Raw genomic sequence first — 19680 nt, 5'->3', positions numbered from 1 at the left:
ATCTTTTGATATAATATAAAGATATATATAAATAGGATTTTTATTGAATTGGTTAGATATAGATAAAGAACACGTATGGCATCCATATAATTCATTGCCATCAAGAAGTACACTTTTACCTGTAAAAAGTACAGATAAAACAACAATTTTTTTAGAAACAGGTGAAGAATTAATCGATGGTATGAGCTCATGGTGGAGTGCAATCCATGGTTATAATAATCCACGATTAAATGAGGCTTTAAAATCACAAGTTGAAATTATGCCACATATAATGTTTGGTGGTTTAGCCCATGAAAAAGCAGCAGTACTTTCTAAATTATTAGTTGATATTACAGGCTTACATAGTGTATTTTTATGTGATAGTGGTTCTGTATCGGTTGAGGTTTCATTAAAAACAGCTATTCAATACCAAGAAGCAAAAGGACTTAAAAAATATAAGTTCCTAGCTTGTGAACATGCCTATCATGGTGATACTCTTGCAGCAATGAGCGTTTGTGATCCAAATAACTCAATGCATAGTATTTATGGCTCTTACTTACCAAAACATATATTTACAAAAGCTCCTGCTTTAGGTTTTGATAGTGATTGTAGTGAGGCAATAGAAGCGTTAGAGTTAAACTTTGAAAAACACCATGAAGAGTTAGCTGGATTTATAATAGAACCAATTGTACAAGGTGCAGGTGGTATGAGAATTTATAATCCTATTTATCTAAAAAAAGCAAGAGAGCTTTGTGATAAATATGATGTACTTTTTATTGCAGATGAAATAGCAACTGGGTTTGGACATACAGGAAAAATGTTTGCTTGTGAATGGGCAGATATTAAACCTGATATTCTAACTCTAGGAAAAGGTTTAACTGGTGGTTATATGACTATGGCTGCTATGATTACATCAAAAAATGTATCCCAAACTATTAGTAATTCTGATTTAGGTATTTTGATGCATGGTCCAACATTTATGGCTAATCCTTTAGCTTGTGCTGTTGCAATTGAGAGTATAAATCTATTATTAGAAACTTCTTGGCAAGAAAGAGTTTTAAAAATTGAAAAAATATTCCAAGAAGAACTAAAAGATGCTAAAAATATTAAAATAGTAAAAGATATTAGAAATATTGGTGCAATTGGAGTAATTGAGTTAAAAGATGAATCTCATGCTCAAGAAATTCAAGATTACTGTGTAAAAAATGGTGTATGGATTAGACCATTTGGAAAGCTAATATATTCTATCGTTGCTTATACAATAGAAGAAAATGATTTAAGAAAAGTTGTACAAGTAATGATAGAAGCAATAAAAACTATAAAGAGTAAATGATGAAAAAAGATGACTTAAAAGAATTAGCAATTAACCTACCAAAAAAGCCGGGTGTTTTAGGAAGAGATAGATTTTTTAATTCAGCTGTACTAATTCCTCTTATTAAAATAAAAGGCGAATATTATATTCTTTTTCAAAAACGCGCTGCTCATATTAGACAAGGTGGAGATATTTGTTTTCCTGGTGGAAAGTTTGAGGAAGGTGTTGATAAAAACTTCAAACAAACTGCACTTAGAGAAACAAAAGAAGAGTTAGGTATTGGTAAAAAAGATATTAAAATTATTGGACAATTAGATACTTATGTAGCTCCAATTGGTGCAGTAATTGAATCTTTTGTAGCAGTAGTTAAAAAAAGAGCTTTAAAAACTATGAATATAGATAAAAATGAAGTTGAGAAAACAATACTAATTCCTTTATCTTTTTTCAAAGAAACAAAAGCAGAAGAGTATACTTTATCACATGAAATACAACCATATAGATATAACGAAGAGGGTGAAAAGGAAGTATTATTTCCTGTTGAAGAATTAGGTTTACCTGATACTTACAAAAAACCATGGGGAAATAAAAGACATAAGATATGGGTTTATAAATATGAAGGAGAAGTAATTTGGGGAATTACTTCTGTTATCATAAATGATCTATTATCTAAATATTAGATCGTAACTACAGCCCATTCATCATCATCTTTGAGAGCTTTTGTAAAAAGTTCTCCTGTATGATTTACCTCGATTCCTAAAGCTTCAAGTTCTTCTTTTGCTTCATAATCTTCTACACATACAATACAAGCACTCATTTTTACGCCTGTTTTAATAATTTCAACTAGTTTTTCTCTAATTTGAGTATTTTCTTTTGCTAACAAAATAGATGGACCCCAAATCATTAAATGGGCTTTTTCCCAATATTTTCTATCTAGCATAACCGAAGAATACAATAGAGGAAACTTTTTAGCTACCTCCACATCACCACTTGTCCAAACAATAAGTAAGTTATTTTTCATTTTTGTCCTTTACTAAACATAAAGTAAATATTATAATTATATAATCTTATTAATTGATTAACACAAAGGTAAAATTATGATTAGTAAAATAAATGATTTAGCAGCAACAGTATTAGACAATTTCCAAAGTCTATTCTTACTTTTAGCAAGATTAACGATTGCTTATGGTTTCTTTGAACCTGCTATTAATAAATGGAAAAGTATAGAAGACACAGCTGCATGGTTCGCAAGTATGGGAATTCCTTTCTCAACACTTAATGTGTATATGGTTGCAACATTTGAGAGTTTAGGTGTTGTTTTATTAGCTTTAGGACTATTTACAAGACTAATTAGTTTACCATTAATTGGTACTATGGTAGTAGCAATTATTACTGTACACTTTGCAAATGGATTTAGTTCAGGTGATAACGGATTTGAAATTCCTTTATACTATTTATTATTTTTAGGTATTTTTGCATCATTTGGTGCTGGTAAATTATCACTAGATAATTTTTTATCTAAAAAATAAAAAAACTTCCTTTTTTACTTCTTTAAATAATGGTGTTTTGTGCTAAAATACCATTATTTACAAGGAGTTCTTATGAAATATTTATCTTCCCTAATATTGGTACTATTTTTTGTTGGATGTTCAACAGCAACTAAAAAAGTAGAACCTACACCAATAAAACCTGTGGTTAAAGTTGAAAAAAAGATTCAAGTTGTAGATTGTAAAGTTCATCCAGAAAATATAATTAGATTTGAATGTTACGAAGAAAAAGCAAATGCTGGTGACCCAATAGCTCAAAGTTGGTTAGGTTATTACTTTAGTTCAGGAAAAATTGTTCCAAAAAATAAAGCTTTAGGTATTGAGTGGTTTGAAAAAGCTGCAAATGCTGGAGATTATTACTCTCAAAGAGAAGTGGCAATTATCTATTTAAAAGACAAAAACTATGCTAAAGCTTTCACTTATTTTGAAAAAGCTGCAAATCAAGATGATGCAGTAGCTCAAAGAGAATTAGCTTATCTTTATGATAAAGGTACTGGTGTTAAAAGAGATGTTAATAAAGCCTTTTTCTATTTCAAAAAAGCAGCTTTCCAAAATGATACTTTTGCACAAAATGAACTTGGTTATTACTATAAAAAAGGTTGGAGTGTTCCAAAAGATTATAAGCAAGCAGCTTATTGGTATGGAAAAACTGCTGACAAAGGTAATGATTATGGAGAAGCTGAATTAGGATATTTATACTCAAAAGGTTATGGAGTTGAAAAAAACTATAATATTGCTTATAAACTTTTCACTGATTCAGCCCAAAAAGGTAACAAATATGCAATGTCATGGTTAGGTTACTTTAATGAAAAAGGTATCGTGGTAGAAAAAAACTATGAAACTGCTAAAATGTGGTACGAAAAATCTGCTTCTACATATTCGAAGAAGAGATTAGCTATTTTGAAAAATAAAGGTCTTATTTAATAAATGAAAAATATTATATTAAAAGGTGGGAATATTTTCCCATCTAAAGTAGTATGTATTGGTAGAAACTATACTGAACATATTGCAGAATTAAACAACGATACTCCAGATGAAATGGTTTTTTTTCTAAAACCAAACTCTTCAATCACAAATAAATTAGTTTTCCCAAAAGCTCATGAGTCTTGTCACTATGAAGCTGAAATTTCTTTTTTAATGGAAGAAGGAAAAATATCAGCAGTTGGTTTTGGTCTTGATTTAACACTAAGAGAAGTTCAATCAAAATTAAAAGCAAAAGGTTTACCATGGGAGAGAGCTAAAGCTTTTGATAACTCTGCTGTTTTCTCTAAATTTGTAAACTTTGATGGTGATATAAATAAATTAGAAGTTGAGCTTTTTATTAACGGTGAGTTAAAACAAAAAGGTGATACTTCTTTAATGATTAATAAACCCTCTGAAATAATAGAAGAGGTTAATACTTTTCTTTCTTTTGATGATGGAGATATCCTAATGACAGGAACACCAAAAGGTGTTGGTAAATTTGTTATTGGTGATGAATTCCTAGGAAGAATACTTTATGATGGTGAAGTTTTAATCGAAGAGAAATTTAAAGCTATATAATTAGATTTTTCTTATAAACAAAGAATAAATAAAAACTCCTTATAATAATAGAATATATTATAAGGAGTAAACGATGACTGCTAAGATATATAATGAATTATGTGGGCTCTTTGATAACCTACAATCTATTTTTTTACTAATCGCTAGATTAGTTGTTGCTTATGGGTTTTATGAACCTGCTTTAATGAAATGGAATGATATAAATTCTGTTGCTTCATGGTTTGCTACCCTTGGAATTCCTTTCCCTACTTTAAGTGCTTATTTAGCCTCTACTGCCGAATTATTAGGTGTTGTATTAATTGCTATTGGTTTTTTAACTAGAATTATGTCAATTCCATTAATGATTGTAATGGTTGTTGCAATTTTGACTGTTCATATTGGTAATGGTTTTAGTGCAGGGGATAATGGATTTGAAATACCTTTATATTATTTAATATTTTTAGGTCTATTTTTAAGTAATGGTGCGGGGAAATTTTCTGTAGATTATTTAATATTTAAAAAGTAGTTTATTATGAATGAATTATCAATATTTGGAAACACAATTTTATCATATAATTGGAGTTTGTTCTTCAAAGGTTTTTTTGTTTTCTTTGTAATACTATCTTTTATAATTTATATTTACGATAGATTTATTCAAAGAAATAATCAACTATTAAAGAACTACCCTTTAGTTGGAAGAATGCGATATTTCTTCTATTTATTACGTGACCCTATGCGACAATATTTTGGAGATGAGGATTATTTTGATTCTTATGAAAAAATAGACTGGATAAATAGAGTTAGCAGTGAAAAAAAGACTTTTTATAGTTTTTCTCCTTCAAAACCTTATGATAAGAATAGGATATTATTCAAACACTCAAATCATGTTTTAAATGTAGATGAAGTAGATGAAAAATGTGCTATTACATTTGGTGCTAAAAGAGAAATACCTTTTATGGCCAATAGTTTAATAGGACGTAGTGCCATGAGTGATGGAGCAATTTCTCCAGAAGGTACACAAGCTTTTACAATAGCTGCTTTAAAGGCTGGCTTTCCTATAAATACAGGTGAAGGCTCTGTAACTACAAACTATTTAATCACCCATAAATATTTGCCTAATAGAGAGTATTTTGAAATACAAAGAGGTACTATTTTTGCTAGAAGTATGTATTGGATTTTTTCAAAAACTTTAGGAGCTAGGATTGCAAAGAAACTATATTGCGATATGGTTCTACAAAGAGAAGATGATGAATCATTTAACTTTGATAAAAAGAATGTACTTTTTTATAGGGTTAATTGGAAAGCCTCTTTTGATAAGTTTCCTAAACAAATACCAGAAGATGTAGCTGATATTGTTTTTCAAATGGGTAGTGGTTTATATGGAGTAAAACATAAAGATGGCTCTTTTGATGAAAGCAGATATAAAAAAATAATGACTTTTTGTCGTATGACAGAAATCAAAATATCTCAAGGTGCTAAGCAAACTGGTGGAAAACTGCCCGCACATAAAGTTACTGCTTCTGTTGCATATTATAGAGGTGTGGAAGCTAATAAAGATTTAATCTCTCCTAATCGTTTTCCTTTTGCTTCTACTATGAGGGAGTTATTTGATTTTATTGGAAAACTGCAAAGTATATCTTCTAAACCTGTGGGAATAAAAATAGTAATTTCTTCTAAAGAGAACTTTGAAGAGTATTCAAATGAAATACTATATTCAAAGAAAAATAATCTTCCTTTTCCTGATTTTCTAACAATTGATGGAGGAGATGGTGGTTCTGGTGCAGCTCCTTTGGAGATGATGAGAAGAATAGGACTCCCTATAAAAGAGGCTTTAGATATTGTTATCTCTGATTTAAAAGAAAAAAAATTAAAAGATGAAATAAAAATAATTGCAAGTGAAAAAGTACTAGCTCCGGATGATGCCTTAGAGTTATTTATTTATGGAGCAGATTTTATAAATATTGCTCGTGGATTTATGATAAGTGCAGGTTGTATTCGAGCTAGACACTGTTCTGGAACAGCTGGACATGATTGTCCTGTAGGACTAGCAACTATGAATAAAGAAAAAAGAGGCAAGTATTTAGTTGAGCAAAAAGCACGTACTGTTGCAAATTATCATAATGGTTTAATTACTGGAATTATTGGTTTACTTGCAGTAATGGGGAAAAAATCTATTTGCCAATTAAATAAAGATGATTTATTACATAGGAATAGGGATAAATAAAAAGAATATTCATAATTTTTAAGATGATTTTTGTTAATATTAATATAGTAAATTAAATTATTATAAAGTAATATTATGAATATCATAAGACTCTTTTTTATTATTTCTATGTTCTTCCATCTCTATGCTAATGTTGAGTTTACCGCCAACGAGAAAGAATGGATTCAAAATAATCCTATAGTAAAAGTAGGAGTTGATGAGAATTGGCCTCCTTTTGATTATGTGGATAATTATGGAAACCATAATGGGGTTTCATCTGATTATTTAAGTATTATTGCTGCTAAAACTGGTCTAAACTTCGAGATACACTCAAATATTTGGGAAAAGGTATTTGATCAAACTAAAAACAATGAACTTCATATGTTAGCTTGTGCTAGCAAAAATAAAGAAAGAATGGAGTTTTTTAAATTCACTGATTCTTATATTGATGTAGATATTGCCGTTGCTGTTAGAAAAGATTTTGAATTAGATGATTTTGCTGATATAAATAATTATAAAATAGCACTTCCTAAAGATAATTTTATACATGAAGCTTTAATAAAAAGATTTCCAAATGCAGAATATATTTTCACAAAATCTAATGAAGAAGCCTTAGAATATGTATCTTATGGAAAAGCAGATATTTATGTGGGTAATCTTCCTGTTATCTCATACTTCACAGAAAAAAATCTTCTTACAAATATAGCTATATCTTTTAAAGCACCTTTCAAAAAAGCAGAATTATCAATTGCTGTAAATAAAGAAAATGAAATCTTATATTCAATTTTGAATAAAACTATTAATTCTATTCCAATATCTAAAAGAAAAGAAATTCAAAAACTTTGGGTTAATGATAATATGCTTTCTGTGAAAAAAAGTATGAAAAATATTTTAAATCAAAAAGAAAAAAAGTGGTTAGAGAATAATAAAAGTTTTAAAATTTCTGGGGATTCACACTGGCCTCCTTATTCATTTATTGATGATAAAGGGCAGTATATAGGTATTGTTCCTGATTTAGTAAATGAAATATTTAAGAATACAAATATAAACATTCAATACGTTAAGACGAAAACATGGTCTGATACTTTGGATTTAATGCAAGAGAGAAAAATAGATTTAATTGATGCTATTTCTTATTCTGTAAGTAGAACTAAATTTATGAACTTTACTAGTAAGTATCTCGGAGCTGAGATTGTAATTATTTCTAATAAAACTAATGATACATATGTGAATAATCTAAATAATATAATTAATATGAAAATAGCTACAGTTAAGGGTTATTCTGTTGTTGAAAAGATGAAACATGATTATCCAAAATTAAAAAGAATACAGCTTTTTGATAATCCTTTACTTGGTCTAAAAAGCTTATCTAATTCTCAAATTGATTACTTTATTTTAGATATACCTTCTTTTGAATTCTATATTAAAAAATATGGCTTAAGTAATCTAAAAATTGTAGGACCAACTGGTTATAACTATGAATATGGTTTTGGTACGAAAAAAGGTAGTCCTGAATTAGTATCTATAATAAATAAACTCTTAGATAATTTACCTGAATCTTCAAAAGATCAAATATATAGAAAATGGATTAAAATTGATTATGATAGAGAAATTGATTATGATTTAGTTTGGAAGGTAATTGGGTTTGCTTTATTTATTCTAGCTGGTACAGTTTATTGGAATAGAAAACTACAAGCTGAGATAGTTGAAAAAGAGATAGTTGAGAAAAAACTAAAAGAGAGTAGAGATTTTGCCTTTGCTATTATGAACTCACAAGTTGATATTGTTATTACAACTACAGGAGAGGAGTTAAAGCAAGCAAATCGTGCATTCTTAGACTTCTTTGAGTATTCATCCCTAGAGAGCTTTAAAGAAGAGTATAGATGTATTTGTGACTTGTTTGATACAAAAGATCCCAATACTTATATTCAAGCAGAAGTAGGAAATAAAACTTGGGTAGAAGAAGTTTTAGATAATCCAAATAATATATACAAAGCTTTAATTTATAAAGATGAAAAAGCACATGTCTTTAAAATATCAGCTTCTTATATTTCAAAAGAATCAGATTTAAAAACAGCAGTGTTTACAGATATTACAAAGTTAGAGAATCTAAATGAAGTTTTATTAAAAGCAAAAAACGAAGCTGTAAATGTAGCAAAACAAAAAAGTGAATTTTTAGCAAATATGTCACATGAGATAAGAACTCCTATGAATTCAGTTATTGGCTTTACGGAGTTATTGGATAAAGAGATATCAAATCCAATTCAAAAAGATTATCTAAATTCTATTAAAAAAGGTGGGAATGCCTTACTTAGAATTATTAATGATATTCTTGATTTATCTAAAATAGAAGCAGGAAAATTAGATATTAAAAATGAAGCTTTAAATCCATCAAAACTATTCTTAGAAATTGAATCAATATTTCACTCTAAAATTATAAGTAAAAATATAAACTTTATAATAGATATTGATAAAGATATTCCAGAAAATATCATTATTGATGGGGTTAGAATTAGACAAATACTTTTTAATTTAATTGGTAATGCTATTAAGTTTACAGAAAAAGGTCATATCAAAATAAAAGTTGACAATATTTACAAAGATAATATAAAAAGTAAAATCGATCTTATTTTCTCTGTTGAAGATACAGGAATAGGGATTGAAAAAAATGATTTAGAAAATATCTTTTATGCCTTTGAACAACAAAAAGATCAAAGCTCTTCAAAATATGGAGGTACAGGGTTAGGACTTGCAATATGTACGAAGTTAGTGCATATGATGAATGGAGAAATTTCTGTAAAAAGTACAAAAGGAAAAGGTTCTATTTTTACTGTATTACTTCATGATATTTCAGTAAGTTCTGTAAGTGAGTCATTTGAGTGTAAGAAATTAAATATTTCAAATATTGAATTTGATAGAGCAACAATCTTAGTAGTTGATGATATTAGTGAAAATAGAAAACTAGTAGAAGCTTCATTAAAAGATTATGGTTTTAATATGATTATGGCTGAGAATGGACAAGAAGCTATTGATTTATTGGAAACTGTAAATATTGATTTAATACTTATGGATTTAAGAATGCCTGTTATGAATGGTTATGATGCAGCTATTCATATAAAGAATAAAAAGAAATATAAAAATATACCTCTAGTTGCACTTACTGCTTCTGTTATGGGAAAAGATTTAGAAAAAGTAGCTCAATATGGTTTTAATGGTTATCTTAGAAAACCAGTAATTTTAGATGATTTAATAGAAGAGTTAGGGAAGTTTTTACCATATAAGTTTGTAAATGAGGATAATAGTAAAGAAATACTAGTTAATGAAACAATTAATCCAAAGATATTAGATGAAGTAATTCATATACTTAATAATCAATTTAAACAAGAGTGTGAAGAAGTTAAAAATAAAGGTGACTTCTCTTTAGTTGAAGATTTTGCTTCAAAAATACAAGAACTTGGAATAGAGAATAATATAAGTATATTACAAAACTATTCAAATGAAATTACTACACATATTGAATCCTTTGATATTGAAAAAGTAGATTATTTATTAGGAAGTTTTAGCTCAGTAATAGAAAAATTAGAAGTGTTAAAGGAAAAGATTGAAAAATAGTAAAATTTTAATTGTTGATGATATCCCAAAAAATATTCAAATGGCAATGAATATTCTAAAAAATGAAGGTCATAAAATGTTTTATGCAAAAAATGGAGAAATGGCTATTTCTTTATGTGCTGAACATGAATTTGATTTGATTTTACTTGATATAATGATGCCAGATATGAGTGGTTTTGAAGTATGTAAAATATTAAAAGAAAAAGAGAATATGAAAAATATTCCAATTGTATTTTTATCTGGAAAAGATGCAACATCTGATATTGAGTTAGCCTATGAATCTGGCGGAGTTGATTATATAGTTAAACCTTTTGTTACAATAGAGTTAATTACAAAAGCAAATAACTATGTACGTTTAAAACAATTAGAAGAACTGTTTAATAATTCGTGTGAGGAATAATCATGAAAAGAGTACAAGATAATAGTAAAATTTTATTAGTTGATGATGATGCAAAGAATTTACAAGTAGCAATGAGTATTCTAAAAGAGTACAATGTAATATATGCACAAAGTGGTCATAAAGCTTTAGAGTTACTAGAAACTAATGCTTTTGATTTAATATTACTAGATGTTGTTATGCCTACACTTGATGGTTATGAAGTATGTCAAAGAATTAAAGTTGATGATAGATTCAAGAATATCCCTATAATTTTCCTTACTGTAAAAGATGATAAAAATGATATTGTTAAAGGTTTTGAATATGGAGCAGTTGATTATATAACTAAACCATTTTTCTCAGAAGTTCTTCTAAAAAGAGTTGAATTACATCTTAGTTTATCCCATGCTCTAAAAGATTTGAAAGTAATGAATACAAATTTAAATGATTTAGTAGAAGAGCAAGTAGAAGAGTTAAGAAGAAAAGAACAAATTTTATTTCAACAATCTAAACTATCAGCAATGAGTGATATGATAGATGCTATTTCAAGGGAGTGGAATCAACCACTTAATATAATCAAACTATATTTACAATCATTAAACTTACAATTCTCCATAGAAGATATTGATATTAAACAGTCACAAGAAATGATAGAAAAAACAATTTTAGAAGTTACAAAACTTGATGATACTATGCAAAATTTTCAGAAGTTTTTTAAAAATGATATTGAAAAACAAAGTGTTAATATCAAAGTATTATTAGATAATGTTGTATTTTTATTTAAAGATCAAATTAACAAAAGAAAAATCGATGTATCAATTGATGGCTCAAACCTAATAAACTTTAATTTTATATACGATGAGGTAAAACATATATTTATGAAATTACTCTCTTTTTCATTGAAAAACTTTGCAGATATGAATAAAGAAAAAAAGTTTATTACTTTTAATATAAATGAAGATAACAATTCTATTTATATTAACTACAAAGATAATTGTTCTCTAGATGATGATAAATGCATTAGTAATGAGTTTGATTTAAATTCTGAATTTTCCAATGAGTCTTTTGATTTAGGTTTTTATTTAATGGGTGTATTTATTGAAAAAAATGGTGGTTTTTTAGATGTTATAAAAAATAATGAGGGTGTTTGCCTTTCAATAAGATTCGATAAATAGTTTTTTGTATATTATATACTTTTAAAGGATTATATAATGAATTTTAATAAATTAAACGATGAAGAAAAAAGAGTAATAGAAAATAAAGGTACAGAAATGCCATTTTCTGGCGAATATAATGATTTTTATGAGGAAGGTACATTTAATTGTAGAAAATGTAATACAGCTTTATATAAATCAAATAGTAAATTTAGTTCAGGCTGTGGCTGGCCTAGTTTTGATGACGAAATCAAAGGTGCTGTAACAAGAGTACCTGATGCTGATGGAAGAAGAGTTGAAATAGTATGTGCATCTTGTGGTGGGCATTTAGGACATGTTTTTGAAGGTGAAGGTTTCACGGAAAAAAATACTAGACATTGTGTAAACTCAGTGTCATTAAAATTTGAAGCGAAATAAGGAGCATTCATGAGTGAAAAAATTAAAAGTGCATATTTTGCAGGTGGATGTTTTTGGGGTGTTGAATATCATTTTGAAAAATTAAATGGTGTAATAGCAGCTATTTCAGGATATATGGGTGGAGAAGTAGAAAATCCAGATTATAAAAGTATCTGTACCGGAGCTACTGGACATTTAGAAGTTGTAAGAGTAGATTATGATGAAAGTATTGTTTCTTTTGAAGTTTTAGCAAAACTATTTTTTGAAATACATGACTTTACTCAAACTAATGGACAAGGTCCCGATATTGGAAGTCAATATTTATCAGCAATTTTTTATGCAGATGATGAACAAAAATTAGTAAGTGAAAAAGTGATAAAAGAGTTAGAAGATATGAATTATAAGGTTGCTACTTCTTTATATGAATTAGTACCATTTTATGAAGCTGAAGATTATCATCAGGATTATTATGACAGGCACCAAAAGGTACCTTATTGCCATAGTTATAATAAAATTTTTTAGTGTGTTCCTAAGATATAATAAATAGGTTTAGCATCTAATTGTTCAAGTTTTACATTGTACTTTCCAGCCCAGTGTGAAACTTCTTCATGAAATTCTTCTAGAATTTCTGCAGCATCATTTTCGTCACATTTAATTTTTAAAAAATCTGTTTTATTTGATAGTCCCACGTAAGCATTCATTTTCTTTAAGTGGTCATTTAGTGAAAAAATATGTTTTGAAAATTTGTCAAAGTTTCCAGTAGCTGAGATCATTTTTTCAGCTTGTTGTAACGATGCGTCACTCTTTGAATATCCTAATTGTGATAATATAACTTCTGCAGATACATCTAATTGCATGTAGTTCTCCTTTTATTGATTCTATATAATAACACAAAAAATTTGAAATAAAAGTAAAAAACTACATATATTATAACCAAGTAAGCCCTTTGCCTTTATAGATTAAATGCTAAAATAGTCTTTCAAAATAAAAAAATAATGATTTATAACGTAATAAAAAGGATAAAAATGTCAGTTCTTCTAGAGATGTCGATGTTCCCAACAGATAAAAATGAAAGTAAAAGTAAAGAAGTTTCTCAAGTAATAAAAGTTATTAAAGATAATGGTTTCCCATACCAATTAACTGCAATGGCTACAATTATTGAAACAACAAATATTAAAGATGCTTTAGCTTTAGTTGAAAAATGTTATGAAAAACTTGAAGAGTTAGATTGTAATAGAGTTTATGCTTCTTTAAAATTTGATATTAGAAAAAATCATGAAAATAGATTAGAGAATAAAATCAAATCAGTAGAAAAACATATTGGAGAAGTTTCAAAATAGTCTAAAATAGACTTTTTTGAACCCCTTCTACACCTTCACCCAAAGCTTTTAGTCTAAATGTAAATCTATGTTCATCACTTCTACCAAACTCTTTAATTGCTTCTACATGAGCTTTTGTTCCATAACCTTTGTGTTTTTGGAAGTTATACTTTTCATAATTAGGTGCAATTTTACACATATATCTATCTCTACTAACTTTTGCAAGAATTGAAGCAGCACTAACTTCTGGTACTGTTGCATCTGCTTTTATTTTATGTTGTAGAGTTTCAATTCCAAAAGATGTATTTCCATCCATTAAAAAAACATCAGTTTCTTTTTTAAGATTATTCATAATCTCTTTTATTGAGTCTTTTAAACAAGCTGAAATACCTTTTTCATCAATTTGTTTTGCACTTGTAAATACAATATGATAATGAGTCTTTTCTTTTATTTCATCAAATAGTTTTTCTCTTTTCTTTTCACTTAAAACTTTTGAATCATTTAATCCTGATATTTCTTCTTTAAAAATGGCTCCAGCAACAACTAAAGGTCCTGCAATTGGTCCTCGTCCTGCTTCATCTATTCCACATAACATATTAACTCCTTATGTGTAATTTGTTAGGGTAAAGTACCAAAAATACTTTTATAAAGTAATAAAATAAAAAATAATTTCAAAATTACTCTTTTTTATAATAAAAAACTACATTAATTTAATAATATATAATATATAATGATTTCTTCTTTATTTTTTGGTTATTAAAAAATATAAAAATTAATTATTAAAATTGGAATAAATATTGCTTAACTATCTACGAAAAAAAATGTTTGAGTTGAAAAGTCTTAAGAAATCAGTTATTTATTTAGTGATTTTATTTACAATGTTATTTGCAATTACCATTGCAGCAATCTCCTCATTAACGTTATTTAATATGAAAATTAATTCCATGCAACATAACCAAACTCAATTACTAAAACAAATAAAATATGATGTGAATAAGTTTATTCTTCAAGTGGAAAAAATATCTTTTTATTTGAAAAAAAATACAAAAAATACAAATCTATTTTTAGAAAATATAATTAATATGAATAGTACAATTTCGACTATTATGATTCTAAATAAAAATGGTTCTATTAAAACTATACATTCAAACTGTGATAAAAGAATTATAGATTATCAGAATTACTCAAAAAAGGTATATGTAAAACACTTAAATGGAAAGGCTGATAGTTATTGGTCAGATATTTTAATTTCGTCTTTAGATAAAACCGCTTCTTTCGTATATAGTTTTAAATTAAAAGATGAAATTGTTGTTGTTTATATATCTTTAAATGAATTGGCACAATTAAGTAATAATCTAAAAAATAATGATGGTTCATATATGATAAGAATTTTAGATTCAAAGGGTGCTTTTATTCTTAATGAAGATAATCCTAAATTAGTAAAAGAGAAGTTTAATACTATTAATACAACTTTGTATAAGGATTTAATTAACAAAGAAAAAGAGTACACAATTACAACTTTTAATAATGTATCCCATGGAACTATGGATTATGGAATGTATACTAATCTTGAAAAAACTAATTGGAAGATTGTAATTAGACAAAACTACTCTTTAATGGAACAATATTTATTTGATTTAATTATTGTTATTTTAATTACAGTAATTATTTTTGCTCTAATTGCTATATATTTTTCTTATAGATTTTTAAACAATATCTTTGGTTCTCTAGATAGATTTCAAGTGCAAACTTCAAATATTGCAAATGGAAATTATAATAATATTTTAGAACCAACGTATTTCCATGAATTTAATAAACTATTTTTATCATTTGAAAAGATGAGATTTGAAATAAATGCTAGGGAAAAAACTCTAAGAAACAATCTAGATAACTTTAAAACATTAATTAATTCTACTATGGAAGGTTTGGTAATTCATGATACAAATACCTGTATTGATATTAATGATGTAGCAGTAGAGTTATTAGGATATAAATCAAAAGAGGAATTATTAGGAGCTTCTGTTGAAAATCATATTTCAAAAAGATATAGAAACCTAGTTAAAAAACATTTTAAAAATAATAAGTTTACAAAAGAGCCAATAGAGTATCAAATATTAACAAAAGACAATAAGATTAAAACAGTATTAGGAAAAGGTCAAGAGATTGAATTTGAAGGAAGAAAACTTCGTATATCTGCCTTTTTAGATATTACTAATATTAAAAACCAAGAAAGAATTATTATTCAACAATCTAAACTTGCTTCCATTGGAGAAATGCTTACTAATATTGCTCATCACTGGAGACAACCCTTAAGTACAATTAGTACACTTTCAAGTGGAATGAAACTAGAGAATGATCTGAATATATTATCAACGAAAAAACTAAGTGAAGGTTTATCTCAGATTAATAATACTACACAAATGTTATCAACAACAATCAACAACTTTTCAGATTATTTTGAGCCAAAAAAAGATATTGAAAACTTTGACTTAACAGATGTATTAGCTAATTCTATTAGTTTCTTTGAACCAATTTTTAGTAAACATAAAATCAATACCTTAATATCTTACGAAGATAAAAATATCTTAAGAGGTTATCCTTATGAATTAACACAAGTTATTGTAAATATATTCAATAATTCTAAAGACGCATTTATTTTAAACAAAATACAAAATAGACACCTAATAATCTCTACATATAAAGAAGTTGATAAATATGTACTTTCTATAAAAGATTCAGCTGGTGGAATAAAAAATGATTTACTTGAGAAGATATTTGATCCATATTTTACTACTAAACATAAATATAAAGGTACAGGTTTAGGTTTATATATGTGTCACGAAATAATTGTAAAACATATGGATGGTATTATCTACGCAAAAAATGTAACATTTGAAATTGATAAAAAAGAATTCAAAGGATTAGAAATAGTAATTGAGTTTAAAATTTAGTTTAATTAGAGAAAAAAGATATAATTAATAGTTTATATTATTATAATGGGTTCAAATGAAAAAGAAACATCTTCTAATTATTATTTTACTAATATTGTTAACTGTTTTAATTATGTTTTTCAGAAAAGAAGAAGAGACCGTAAAGATAGGTTTTGTGGGTGCTTTAACTTCTAAATATTCTGTTTTAGGTAATGCAATGATGAACGGAGTTCTTTTAGCTTTTGAAGAAGTAGATTATACTGTTGATAATAAAAAAATTGAATTGTTATTTAAAGATGATAAAAAAGATATAGAATTAAACAAAAAAATTGTAAACGATTTTATAGATCAAGGTATAAAAATAGTAATAGGAAATGTTACAAGTTCAATGTCTAAAGTCTCAATGTCAATTATTAATAATTATGATGATATGTTTATGATTTCTGCCTCTTCTGCTAGTAATGAATTTACAAAAAAAGATGATAGATTTTTTAGAGTTCACGTGGCAAATAATGCTCAACGATTTCACTCCTTTACAAAATACATAAAAGATAAAAATTATAAAAAAGTATATGGAATATATGATCCATTTAATAAAACTTATACTCACGATTATTTGGTGAATTTTGAAAAAAGTTTTATTTCAAATGGAGGAAGTTCTTTTGTAAAGTTTTCACCTACAAATAAAGATTTAGATTTATTGGTTGATGATATAAGAAATACTAAACCTGATATTATTGTTATTTGTGCAAACTCAGTTGATGCAGCAAGAGTAATTCAATATTTAAGGCTAAATAAAATAGATACACAAGTCGCTTCTTCTGAGTGGGCAATGACAGAATCTTTTCTAGAAAATACTGGTAAAACTTCAGAGGGTGTTATTTTTAATATTGATTATGATGAATACTCAAACAATAAAAGATTTAAAGAGTTTGTAAAAAGATATGAAAATAAATATAAACAAAAACCATCAATTTTTGCTTCTAAAGCTTATGAACTATCTACGATAATTATTGAATTACTTAAAAAAGGTGATGAAACTAAACTAAAAGAAAACTTGCTTTTACAAGAAAAATTCCAAGGTTTGCAAGATATGATTGTATTTGATAAGTATGGAGATGTGATAAGAGATTTTATTACATTTGAAGTTAAAGATGGAAAGTACAAAAAAGTTCAATGATTAAAAGTAAAAGTTTAAAAAAACAAATTCTTCAACAATTGATTATATTTTCAATTGTAGTTATTGTTATTGTTGGTTTACTTTCAATGTATAACTTGTATACTTCAAAACTAAAAATAATACAACATAATCAAGAACAAGTATTATCCCAAGTTGAACATGAAGTTAATAAGTTTTTATTAGATGTTTCTAATATTACTGAATTTATTGCTATGAATTATGAATTTGATCAATATATTCTTAAAAATATAGTACGTACTAATGCAAGTATTTCAAGTATTTTAATACTGGATAAAGATGGAAAAATTGAAGATTTTTATGCTTTATCAAATTTAAATATTTATAAAGGATTTGATTATTCAAATAAGAAGTATTTTAAAAACTTAAGAGAAAGTAAAAACAAAGATTATTGGTCAAGCATTTTTCTTTCAACTGTAGATGAAGAGCCATCTTTGTCATATAGTTATAGATATAAAAATAAAACAATTGTTATGATGATTAGATTAAAAGAGATATCTCAATTTATTACTAGATTCAGAAATTATGATTCTTCTCATATGGTTAGAATACTTGATAATGAAGGTATTATGATTTTAAATCCTGATTCAAGTGAATTAGTTTTACAAAGGTTTAATGCAACTTCGTCAGAAATTTACACTAAATTAATTAATCATCAAAAGTCTTATTCTCAAATAAATTATAAATCAATAAAAAATAAAACAAATGAATATGGTATGTATTCAACAATCAAAAAAACAAACTGGAAAATTGTAGTTAGGGAAAACTATCAAGAAATACTTGATGAGTTAAATGAAATGATTTTAGGGATAGTTCTATTTATTCTTATCTTTATTATCTTTTCTATTTTCTTCTCTTTAAGAATTTCAAAAAAACTTTTTAAATCTATAGATGATTTACAAAGAATTACAAAATCAATTTCTGATGGGAAGTATGATGCTAAATTAGAGAAGACCTATTATAAAGAGTTTAATCACCTTTTAAAAAGTTTTAATAAGATGCAAGTAAAAATTGATAAAAGAGAAGAAAAACTAGAATCTTCATTAAAAAGTTTTAAGTCTTTATTTAATTCAACTATGGAAATTATAATATTATATAAAGATGGTATTTGTGTTGATGTAAATAAGGTAGCTGTTAACTTCTTAGGTTATAAAACTAAAAAAGATTTAATTGATAAAAAGTTGTCATTTTTAATTGGTGATAAATATACTGAGAAAACAAAGATTAATGCTAATAGAATATCTGAATTTCAAATTACTACAGAAGATAAAAGGAATTATATTTGTATAGGTAAAACTCAATCCATTCTAATAAATAAAGAAGAATTTTCTTTATTAACATTTATAGATATATCAGAGTTAAAACAAAAAGATAAATTACTGTTTCAACAATCAAAAATGGCTTCTATGGGAGAAATGATAGGTAATATTGCTCACCAGTGGAGACAACCTTTGAGTATTATTACTACTTGTGCTAGTGGGGTTAAGTTTGAAAAAGAGTTTTCATCGCTCTCGGATGAAAAACTAGTAAGTTCAATGGATTTAATTGTTAATAATACAAAATATCTATCTAGTACAATCGATGATTTTAGAAACTTTTTCAAAAAAGATAAAACTGTAGTTGAATTTAATTTAAGTAATTATACTAATAAAGCTATTCATTTAATGATTCCTAGTTTAAAAAATGGAGATATTCATATAGAAACAATCTTAGATGATGAATTAAATGTTGATGGTTTCCCAAATGAATTCTTACAAGTATTAATTAATATCTTTAATAACTCTAAAGATGCTTTTGATATGAGTACGAAAGAAGATAAAACAATACATGTAATTTCTTATAAGAAAAATAATCAGTGCATTATTGAAATAAAAGATAATGCAGGTGGAATACCTCTTCAAATAATTGAAAATATATTTGATCCATATTTTACTACTAAACACCAATCTAAAGGTACTGGTATTGGTTTATATATGTCCCATCAAATAATTTCAAAACATATGAATGGGAAAATTAGTGTTAAGAACAACTTCAATAAAAAAACAAATACTATTTATGGTTGTACTTTTGTAATTACACTTCCTATATATCAAAGTAACTATTTAGGAGACTATTCTATATAACTTGACAAATATC

At 26.6% G+C, this 19680-nt stretch carries 19 protein-coding genes; 16 read left to right on the top strand and 3 right to left on the bottom strand.

Features of this window, described 5'->3' with window-relative positions:
* Positions 1 to 43: 43 nt before the first annotated feature.
* Positions 44 to 1312, top strand: coding sequence for an adenosylmethionine--8-amino-7-oxononanoate transaminase (bioA, locus tag ALEK_RS13555; protein ID WP_071627043.1), 1269 nt, complete (start codon positions 44 to 46; stop codon positions 1310 to 1312).
* On the top strand, positions 1312 to 1968 hold the full coding sequence (locus ALEK_RS13550) for an NUDIX hydrolase (protein ID WP_173424151.1): 657 nt from the start codon (positions 1312 to 1314) through the stop codon (positions 1966 to 1968). Before bioA ends, ALEK_RS13550 begins: the two co-directional genes overlap by 1 nt.
* On the opposite strand, the gene ALEK_RS13545 is transcribed toward ALEK_RS13550, so the two are convergent.
* A complete protein-coding gene (locus tag ALEK_RS13545; RefSeq protein ID WP_071627045.1) occupies positions 1965 to 2309 on the bottom strand; it encodes a DsrE family protein in 345 nt (114 codons plus the stop codon). The genes ALEK_RS13550 and ALEK_RS13545 overlap by 4 nt on opposite strands.
* A gap of 76 nt (positions 2310 to 2385) precedes the next feature.
* Here ALEK_RS13545 and ALEK_RS13540 point away from each other — a divergent pair, with 76 nt between their 5' ends.
* From ALEK_RS13540 to msrA, 10 genes are all read left to right on the top strand, one after another.
* Entirely contained in the window at positions 2386 to 2817 is a 432-nt protein-coding gene (locus ALEK_RS13540; protein WP_087148727.1) for an HvfX family Cu-binding RiPP maturation protein, read from the top strand.
* 72 nt (positions 2818 to 2889) lie between these two features.
* The gene (locus ALEK_RS13535; RefSeq protein ID WP_071627047.1) at positions 2890 to 3759 is read left to right on the top strand and encodes a tetratricopeptide repeat protein; all 870 of its coding nucleotides are present in this window, start codon (positions 2890 to 2892) and stop codon (positions 3757 to 3759) included.
* A gap of 3 nt (positions 3760 to 3762) precedes the next feature.
* Positions 3763 to 4377, top strand: a complete 615-nt coding sequence (locus tag ALEK_RS13530; RefSeq protein ID WP_071627048.1) for a fumarylacetoacetate hydrolase family protein — start codon at positions 3763 to 3765, stop codon at positions 4375 to 4377.
* A 73-nt stretch (positions 4378 to 4450) separates the two neighbouring features.
* On the top strand, positions 4451 to 4882 hold the full coding sequence (locus ALEK_RS13525) for an HvfX family Cu-binding RiPP maturation protein (RefSeq protein ID WP_071627049.1): 432 nt from the start codon (positions 4451 to 4453) through the stop codon (positions 4880 to 4882).
* 6 nt (positions 4883 to 4888) lie between these two features.
* The gene (locus ALEK_RS13520; protein WP_071627050.1) at positions 4889 to 6580 is read left to right on the top strand and encodes an FMN-binding glutamate synthase family protein; all 1692 of its coding nucleotides are present in this window, start codon (positions 4889 to 4891) and stop codon (positions 6578 to 6580) included.
* A gap of 75 nt (positions 6581 to 6655) precedes the next feature.
* Positions 6656 to 10171: a transporter substrate-binding domain-containing protein gene (locus ALEK_RS13515; protein ID WP_071627051.1), complete on the top strand. Its 3516-nt coding sequence runs from the start codon at positions 6656 to 6658 to the stop codon at positions 10169 to 10171.
* Positions 10161 to 10571, top strand: a complete 411-nt coding sequence (locus ALEK_RS13510; RefSeq protein WP_071627052.1) for a response regulator — start codon at positions 10161 to 10163, stop codon at positions 10569 to 10571. Before ALEK_RS13515 ends, ALEK_RS13510 begins: the two co-directional genes overlap by 11 nt.
* Before the next feature lie 2 nt (positions 10572 to 10573).
* Positions 10574 to 11722, top strand: a complete 1149-nt coding sequence (locus ALEK_RS13505; protein ID WP_173424150.1) for a response regulator — start codon at positions 10574 to 10576, stop codon at positions 11720 to 11722.
* Positions 11723 to 11758: 36 nt separating this feature from the next.
* Entirely contained in the window at positions 11759 to 12118 is a 360-nt protein-coding gene (locus tag ALEK_RS13500; RefSeq protein ID WP_071627053.1) for a methionine-R-sulfoxide reductase, read from the top strand.
* A gap of 9 nt (positions 12119 to 12127) precedes the next feature.
* Positions 12128 to 12619: a peptide-methionine (S)-S-oxide reductase MsrA gene (msrA, locus tag ALEK_RS13495; RefSeq protein WP_071627054.1), complete on the top strand. Its 492-nt coding sequence runs from the start codon at positions 12128 to 12130 to the stop codon at positions 12617 to 12619.
* Here the strand turns inward: msrA and ALEK_RS13490 are convergent.
* A complete protein-coding gene (locus ALEK_RS13490; RefSeq protein ID WP_071627055.1) occupies positions 12616 to 12954 on the bottom strand; it encodes a hypothetical protein in 339 nt (112 codons plus the stop codon). The two genes, msrA and ALEK_RS13490, sit on opposite strands and share 4 nt — an antisense overlap.
* A 168-nt stretch (positions 12955 to 13122) precedes the next feature.
* Between ALEK_RS13490 and ALEK_RS13485 the strand changes: the two genes are divergently transcribed.
* Complete coding sequence (locus tag ALEK_RS13485; RefSeq protein WP_071627056.1) at positions 13123 to 13437, top strand: MTH1187 family thiamine-binding protein; 315 nt, start codon at positions 13123 to 13125, stop codon at positions 13435 to 13437.
* 1 nt (position 13438) lies between these two features.
* Here the strand turns inward: ALEK_RS13485 and ALEK_RS13480 are convergent, their stop codons facing one another.
* Positions 13439 to 14011, bottom strand: a complete 573-nt coding sequence (locus ALEK_RS13480) for a ribonuclease HII (protein ID WP_071627057.1) — start codon at positions 14009 to 14011, stop codon at positions 13439 to 13441.
* Between the two features lie 226 nt (positions 14012 to 14237).
* Between ALEK_RS13480 and ALEK_RS13475 the strand changes: the two genes are divergently transcribed.
* The 3 genes from ALEK_RS13475 to ALEK_RS13465 are packed head-to-tail and all read left to right on the top strand — an operon-like array spanning position 14238 to position 19667.
* Positions 14238 to 16367, top strand: coding sequence for an ATP-binding protein (locus tag ALEK_RS13475; protein ID WP_108062807.1), 2130 nt, complete (start codon positions 14238 to 14240; stop codon positions 16365 to 16367).
* 55 nt (positions 16368 to 16422) lie between these two features.
* Positions 16423 to 17526 (top strand): ABC transporter substrate-binding protein, encoded by a 1104-nt coding sequence (locus tag ALEK_RS13470; protein WP_071627059.1) that lies wholly within the window; start codon positions 16423 to 16425, stop codon positions 17524 to 17526.
* Entirely contained in the window at positions 17523 to 19667 is a 2145-nt protein-coding gene (locus tag ALEK_RS13465) for an ATP-binding protein (RefSeq protein WP_071627060.1), read from the top strand. Before ALEK_RS13470 ends, ALEK_RS13465 begins: the two co-directional genes overlap by 4 nt.
* The last annotated feature ends 13 nt before the right edge of the window (positions 19668 to 19680 follow it).

The organism is Poseidonibacter lekithochrous (assembly GCF_013283835.1).
Classification (GTDB): Bacteria; Campylobacterota; Campylobacteria; order Campylobacterales; family Arcobacteraceae; genus Poseidonibacter; species Poseidonibacter lekithochrous.
The sequence above is the reverse complement of the archived record's forward strand: the minus strand, read 5'-3'. Positions and strand labels throughout refer to the sequence as shown.

Coding starts and splice junctions, on each gene's coding strand:
- ALEK_RS13550 (WP_173424151.1), top strand. CDS start 1,312: ATGAAAAAAGATGACTTAAAAGAATTAGCAATTAACCTACCAAAAAAG.
- ALEK_RS13545 (WP_071627045.1), bottom strand. CDS start 2,309: ATGAAAAATAACTTACTTATTGTTTGGACAAGTGGTGATGTGGAGGTA.
- ALEK_RS13540 (WP_087148727.1), top strand. CDS start 2,386: ATGATTAGTAAAATAAATGATTTAGCAGCAACAGTATTAGACAATTTC.
- ALEK_RS13535 (WP_071627047.1), top strand. CDS start 2,890: ATGAAATATTTATCTTCCCTAATATTGGTACTATTTTTTGTTGGATGT.
- ALEK_RS13530 (WP_071627048.1), top strand. CDS start 3,763: ATGAAAAATATTATATTAAAAGGTGGGAATATTTTCCCATCTAAAGTA.
- ALEK_RS13525 (WP_071627049.1), top strand. CDS start 4,451: ATGACTGCTAAGATATATAATGAATTATGTGGGCTCTTTGATAACCTA.
- ALEK_RS13520 (WP_071627050.1), top strand. CDS start 4,889: ATGAATGAATTATCAATATTTGGAAACACAATTTTATCATATAATTGG.
- ALEK_RS13515 (WP_071627051.1), top strand. CDS start 6,656: ATGAATATCATAAGACTCTTTTTTATTATTTCTATGTTCTTCCATCTC.
- ALEK_RS13505 (WP_173424150.1), top strand. CDS start 10,574: ATGAAAAGAGTACAAGATAATAGTAAAATTTTATTAGTTGATGATGAT.
- ALEK_RS13500 (WP_071627053.1), top strand. CDS start 11,759: ATGAATTTTAATAAATTAAACGATGAAGAAAAAAGAGTAATAGAAAAT.
- msrA (WP_071627054.1), top strand. CDS start 12,128: ATGAGTGAAAAAATTAAAAGTGCATATTTTGCAGGTGGATGTTTTTGG.
- ALEK_RS13490 (WP_071627055.1), bottom strand. CDS start 12,954: ATGCAATTAGATGTATCTGCAGAAGTTATATTATCACAATTAGGATAT.
- ALEK_RS13485 (WP_071627056.1), top strand. CDS start 13,123: ATGTCAGTTCTTCTAGAGATGTCGATGTTCCCAACAGATAAAAATGAA.
- ALEK_RS13480 (WP_071627057.1), bottom strand. CDS start 14,011: ATGTTATGTGGAATAGATGAAGCAGGACGAGGACCAATTGCAGGACCT.
- ALEK_RS13475 (WP_108062807.1), top strand. CDS start 14,238: ATGTTTGAGTTGAAAAGTCTTAAGAAATCAGTTATTTATTTAGTGATT.
- ALEK_RS13470 (WP_071627059.1), top strand. CDS start 16,423: ATGAAAAAGAAACATCTTCTAATTATTATTTTACTAATATTGTTAACT.
- ALEK_RS13465 (WP_071627060.1), top strand. CDS start 17,523: ATGATTAAAAGTAAAAGTTTAAAAAAACAAATTCTTCAACAATTGATT.